Here is a 4,817-nt window from a genome sequence, read left to right as displayed (position 1 = left end):
GCGCGGGACCGCATCAAGGTCGTGCAGCAGGTGCAGCCGGCCGTCCCGGTGCGCGTGATGCAGGCGACGATCCGCCAGCTTGATGGCGCCGTGAGCTGGCCGGTGGCGCCACCCGCCGATGCGCTGCCGGGGCTTGGCGGCGTACAGGTGACGCTCAAGCCGACGCTGGCCGGGGCGCTGCCGGGCATCCGGCGCTACTTCGAGCTGTACCCGTACCGCTGCCTGGAGCAGAAGACCTCGCGGTCGATCGGCCTGCACGACACGGCGGCGTGGACCGCGCTGATGGGCGAGTTGCCGAGCTACCTCGACAGCGACGGCCTCGCGCACTACTTCCCGCCGTCGTCGGACAGCGTGGGCGGGGGCAGCGATGCGCTGACGGCGTATGTGCTGGCGGCGTCGCATGCGGCGGGCTGGAAGATCCCGGACGCGCCGCGTGAGGCGATGCTGGGCGGGCTGACGGCGTTTGTCGAAGGCCGGCTGGAGCGTCGCCTGCCGTCGCCGCGGGGCGATGCGCTGGAGCGCGACGTGCGCAAGCTCGCCGCGATCGAGGCGCTGTCGCGGCACGGCCGGGCGACGGCGCGGCTGCTCGGTTCGCTGGAGATCGCGCCGCAGCAGTGGCCGACCGCGGCGCTGATCGACTGGTTGGTGATCCTGCGCCGCGTCGAAGGCATTGCGCAGCAGGCGCAGCGGGTGGACGAGGCGCGCAACCTGCTGCGTGCCCGGCTGGTCGCGGGCGGCACGACGCTGAAGTTCGCGGACGAGGCGGGCGATGCGTGGTGGTGGCTGATGACCGGCGCGGACGCCAACGCGGCGCGGCTGCTGCTCACCGCAGTGGACGACGGCGCGGGCTGGCGCGAAGACCTGCCGCGTCTCGTCACCGGCCTGATGGCCCGCCTCGATGCCCAGCGCAACGGCGCTTTCGCGACGACGACGGCCAACGTCTGGACCACGCTGGCGCTGGACCGCTTCTCGGCGGTGCATGAGTCCACGCCGGTCACGGGCCGCAGCCGCGCCGCGCTTGGGGCGACGACCCGCGAACTCGACTGGGCGAAGCAGGCGGGCGGCGGCGCGATGGGCCTGCCGTGGACCGCGCCAGCGTCGGCCGCTGCATCGGCGGCACCGGCCACGCTGACGGTCACGCAGCAGGGCACCGGCAAGCCGTGGGTCGCCCTGCAGAGCCTCGCCGCCGTGCCGCTGAAAGCACCGTTCAGCGCCGGCTACCGCATCGAGCGCAGCGTCACCGGCGTCGAGCAGAAGACCGCCGGCCAGTGGACACGCGGCGACGTGCTGCGCGTGCAGTTGAAGGTGACGGCGATGGCCGACCTCGGCTGGGTGGTGATCAGCGACCCGGTGCCGCCGGGCGCGGCGCTGCTGGGCAACGGGCTGGGCCGGGATTCGCAGATCGCCACCCGCGGCGAGCAGCAGAGCGGCAGCGCGTGGCGTGTGTACGAAGAGCGTCTGCCGGAAGCCTGGCGGGCCTACTACGCCTGGCTGCCCCGCGGCACGCACACCGTCGAGTACACGATGCGCCTGAACACCGCCGGTCGCTACACCTTGCCACCGAGCCGGGTCGAGGCGATGTATGCGCCGGAGAACTTCGGCGAGGTGCCGGTGGGCGTGATGGAAGTCGCACCATGAGGCATGGCCCCTGAAGTCGGGGATGGGTGCAACAGGTACTTGGTCGTATCTTTCATCCAACGCGACACGGTTTGTCAAAGCCTTGGCGCGGTATACGACCCTTTTTTATTGCTTCATCGACCCATTCATGTACCTCAGGGAGGGCCTGTCACAGCGACAGGCCCTTTTATTTTGCCCCTGCGTGGCCGCTTGGCATCATCGGCGGCATGCGCCTCTTCCACCGAACCCTGTCCGTCTTGCCAGTCTGTGCCTGGGCCGTGATCAGCGGACCCGCGCTGGCGCTGCCGGCGTACACCGAGGTCCGCGCCGCCCACCGCCCCGCCGACCTCACGCTCCTCGACCGCCACGGCACCCCGCTCCAGTCGATCCGCACCGACCCCAGCGCCCGCCGCCTGCCCTGGGTCGTGCTCGCCGATTTCTCCCCTGCGCTGCGCACGTCGATCGTGCTCGCCGAAGACCACCGCTTCCACGCCCACACTGGCGTGGACTGGGCGGGACTCGCCCGCAGCACCTGGGCGAACCTCGCGGGCGATGGCGCGAAGCAGGGCGCGTCCACCATCACGATGCAGCTCGCCGGCCTGATCGACACCGACCACGCCCGCCCCGCGCAGGGCCGCAGCGTCGTTGGCAAGCTCGGCCAGATCGCCGCGGCCCGTGAGCTGGAAGCGCACTGGCGCAAGGCCGACCTCCTGGAGGCGTACCTGAACCGCGTGCCGATGCGCGGCGAGCTGGTCGGGATTCCGGCGGCGTCGCGGGTGCTGCTCGGCAAGCACCCGAGCGGGCTGGACGCGGCTGAATCGGCGTTGCTGGCCGCCTTGGTGCGCGGGCCGAACGCGGCGCGGGACGTGGTGGTGCGCCGTGCCTGCGCGTTGCTGCAGCAGCAGAAGCTGGACTGCGCCGCGCTGGAGCCGGTGGCGTCGCGGGCGCTGGTGGCTGGCGCCTCAGCCCGCGCCGTGCAGCCCGCGCCGCCGAACGACGCGCCGCACTACGCACGCCAACTTCTGCGTACCCTGAAGCCGCCGTTCCCCGCCACGCTGACGACGACGCTTGACGCAGGACTCCAGCGCCTCGCCGTGCAGGCCCTGCGCCAGCAGCTCGCCGAACTCAGCCTGCGCCACATCGAGGACGGCGCCGTGCTCGTGCTCGACAACGCCACGGGCAACGTGCTTGCCTGGGTCGGCTCGTCGGGGGCGGCGCTGTCGGACGCGGCGGCAGTGGACATGGTGCTCACGCGCCGCCAGCCCGGCTCGACGCTCAAGCCCTTCGTCTACGCGATGGCCTTCGAGCGCCGGCTGATCACGCCCGCCAGCCTGCTCGAAGACGCCCCCGCGCAGCTCATGGCCGGCAGCGGCGTCTACGCCCCGCAGAACTACGACCACGACTACCACGGCTGGGTCAGCGCCCGTAACGCACTGGCCGCGAGCCTGAACATTCCCGCCGTGCGCCTGGGCGTGATGCTGACGCCGGACGCACTGTTCGACCGCCTCAACGCCTACGGGCTGGCGATTCGCCACAGCGGCGGTTTCCACGGCGCCGCGCTCGCGCTCGGTAGCGCCGAGGTGACGCTGTTCGCGCTGACGAACGCCTACCGCGCTCTCGCCAACGGCGGCCGGACGGCGAACGGGCAGGTCGGCACGCCGGCTGCGGCTTGGCTGGTCGGCGACATCCTCTCGGACAACGCGGCCCGCGCCATCACCTTCGGCCTCGACAGCCCGCTGGTCACCCGCGGCTTCGCGGCGGTGAAAACCGGCACCAGCAAGGACTTGCGCGACAACTGGTGCGTCGGCTGGACGGATCGGTACACGGTCGGCGTCTGGGTCGGCAATGCCAGCGGCGAGCCGATGCAGGCGGTCAGCGGCACGGTCGGCGCCGCCCCGGTCTGGCGCACGCTGGTGCAGGCGCTGCACGACGGCCAGCCCTCACGCCCGCCACCGATGCCCGCTGGGGTGGTGCGCCAGCTTGTCGCGGGCGATGCACAGCCGGTGCGTGTCGAGCATTTCCTCGCCGGCACCGAGCAGGCCGAGATCCGCCGCGGCGGCCACACGCAGGCATCCGCCCAGTACCACGGCATCGCCCGCCCGCAGCAGGGCGCGCTCTACGCGATCGACCCGGACATCCCGCCCAAGGTCCAGCGCATCGTCTTCGAGGGCGAGCCGGGCCAGTGGTGGCTCGACGGCCAGCGCATCGGGCAGGGCGCTCGCGTGGGCTGGGCGCCGTGGCCGGGGCGGCATGTGCTGGAGTTGCGGCTGGCGGGGGGGCGGGTGGAGGCGGTGCGGTTCGAAGTGCGCGGGGCGGTGGCACGCGCTGTGCCCTGATGCGGAAGGACTCTGACCTATGATGGCGTGATGCCGGCCGTCTTCCGCCATCGCAATTTCCGCTTCTTCTTCAAAGGACGTGGAATGACTACTTCGCCTAAGTCGGTGCGTTTCGACGACAACAGCCTGTGGGTCGATCTGACCCGGCCGCATCCGAAGGCGGCGTGAGTGACGCCTTGTCGTCAGGAGGATAATCCGCGCCATGCAGCTCAATCATTTGAAAGTAGAAAACTTCCGCTTGTTCGAGCAAGCGGAATTTGCTTTTGATCCCCGATTCAATCTGGTGATTGGAGAAAATGGACGCGGAAAGACTTCGCTGCTCCGTGCAATGGCTGTGACCTTGGGGGGTTGGGCTTTGTCTTACGTGGACGACTTGAGCGGGCGCCGTCCCATCCAGGAGTCTGAAGCCCATGTGATCTATCGAGACAAGCGCCTTTTGCGGGCGCGTCATGTTTCCATCCATGCACGGTTCTCTGCGGATGTCATCGGTGGCGATGGTGTCTTGAAGTCCGGCAGTGTGGTGGATTTCGAGTTTCATGGCAGCTCGGGCGGATTGACCGGCGGTCTGGCTGCGAAAGTGTCGGTGTCTGGCTCTGAAGCGAGCAGTGATTTTCTGGCGATGGATCAACGTGCGCTGGTGGTTGAAGGTGCGCGGAACAACCGTGATTTCACCTTGCCGGTGATTGCATTTTATGAATGCGATCGGTTGTGGTCTTCAGGTGAAGAGCTGAGCCAGGAAAAGTCGATCCAGCATCCACCCGACAGGTTCAGCCCCTACACGGACTGGCAACGCTCTTCGGTCAATGACCAGGCCATCGGCCAGTGGTTGATTCGGCATCAACTGGCCTCTCTGCAGCAAGGCAA

The 4,817-nt window shown here is 69.4% G+C and carries 4 protein-coding genes; all 4 read left to right on the top strand.

The window, feature by feature from the left end; translation table 11 throughout:
• Positions 1-1,638 (top strand): alpha-2-macroglobulin family protein (locus tag QZW52_RS18575; protein WP_473964395.1); only part of this gene is annotated, 1,638 nt, incomplete at its 5' end.
• A gap of 206 nt (positions 1,639-1,844) precedes the next feature.
• A complete protein-coding gene (pbpC, locus tag QZW52_RS18570) occupies positions 1,845-3,953 on the top strand; it encodes a penicillin-binding protein 1C (protein WP_294001510.1) in 2,109 nt (702 codons plus the stop codon).
• Between the two features lie 30 nt (positions 3,954-3,983).
• Complete coding sequence (locus tag QZW52_RS18565) at positions 3,984-4,121, top strand: hypothetical protein (RefSeq protein ID WP_294001507.1); 138 nt, start codon at positions 3,984-3,986, stop codon at positions 4,119-4,121.
• A gap of 34 nt (positions 4,122-4,155) precedes the next feature.
• Positions 4,156-4,817, top strand: a 662-nt coding sequence (locus QZW52_RS18560; RefSeq protein ID WP_294001504.1) for an AAA family ATPase, incomplete at its 3' end; no start/stop codon positions are given.

Source organism: Sphaerotilus sp., assembly GCF_013299175.1.
Taxonomy (GTDB): Bacteria; Pseudomonadota; Gammaproteobacteria; order Burkholderiales; family Burkholderiaceae_C; genus Sphaerotilus.
This window is presented reverse-complemented; position numbering and strand designations above follow the sequence as displayed.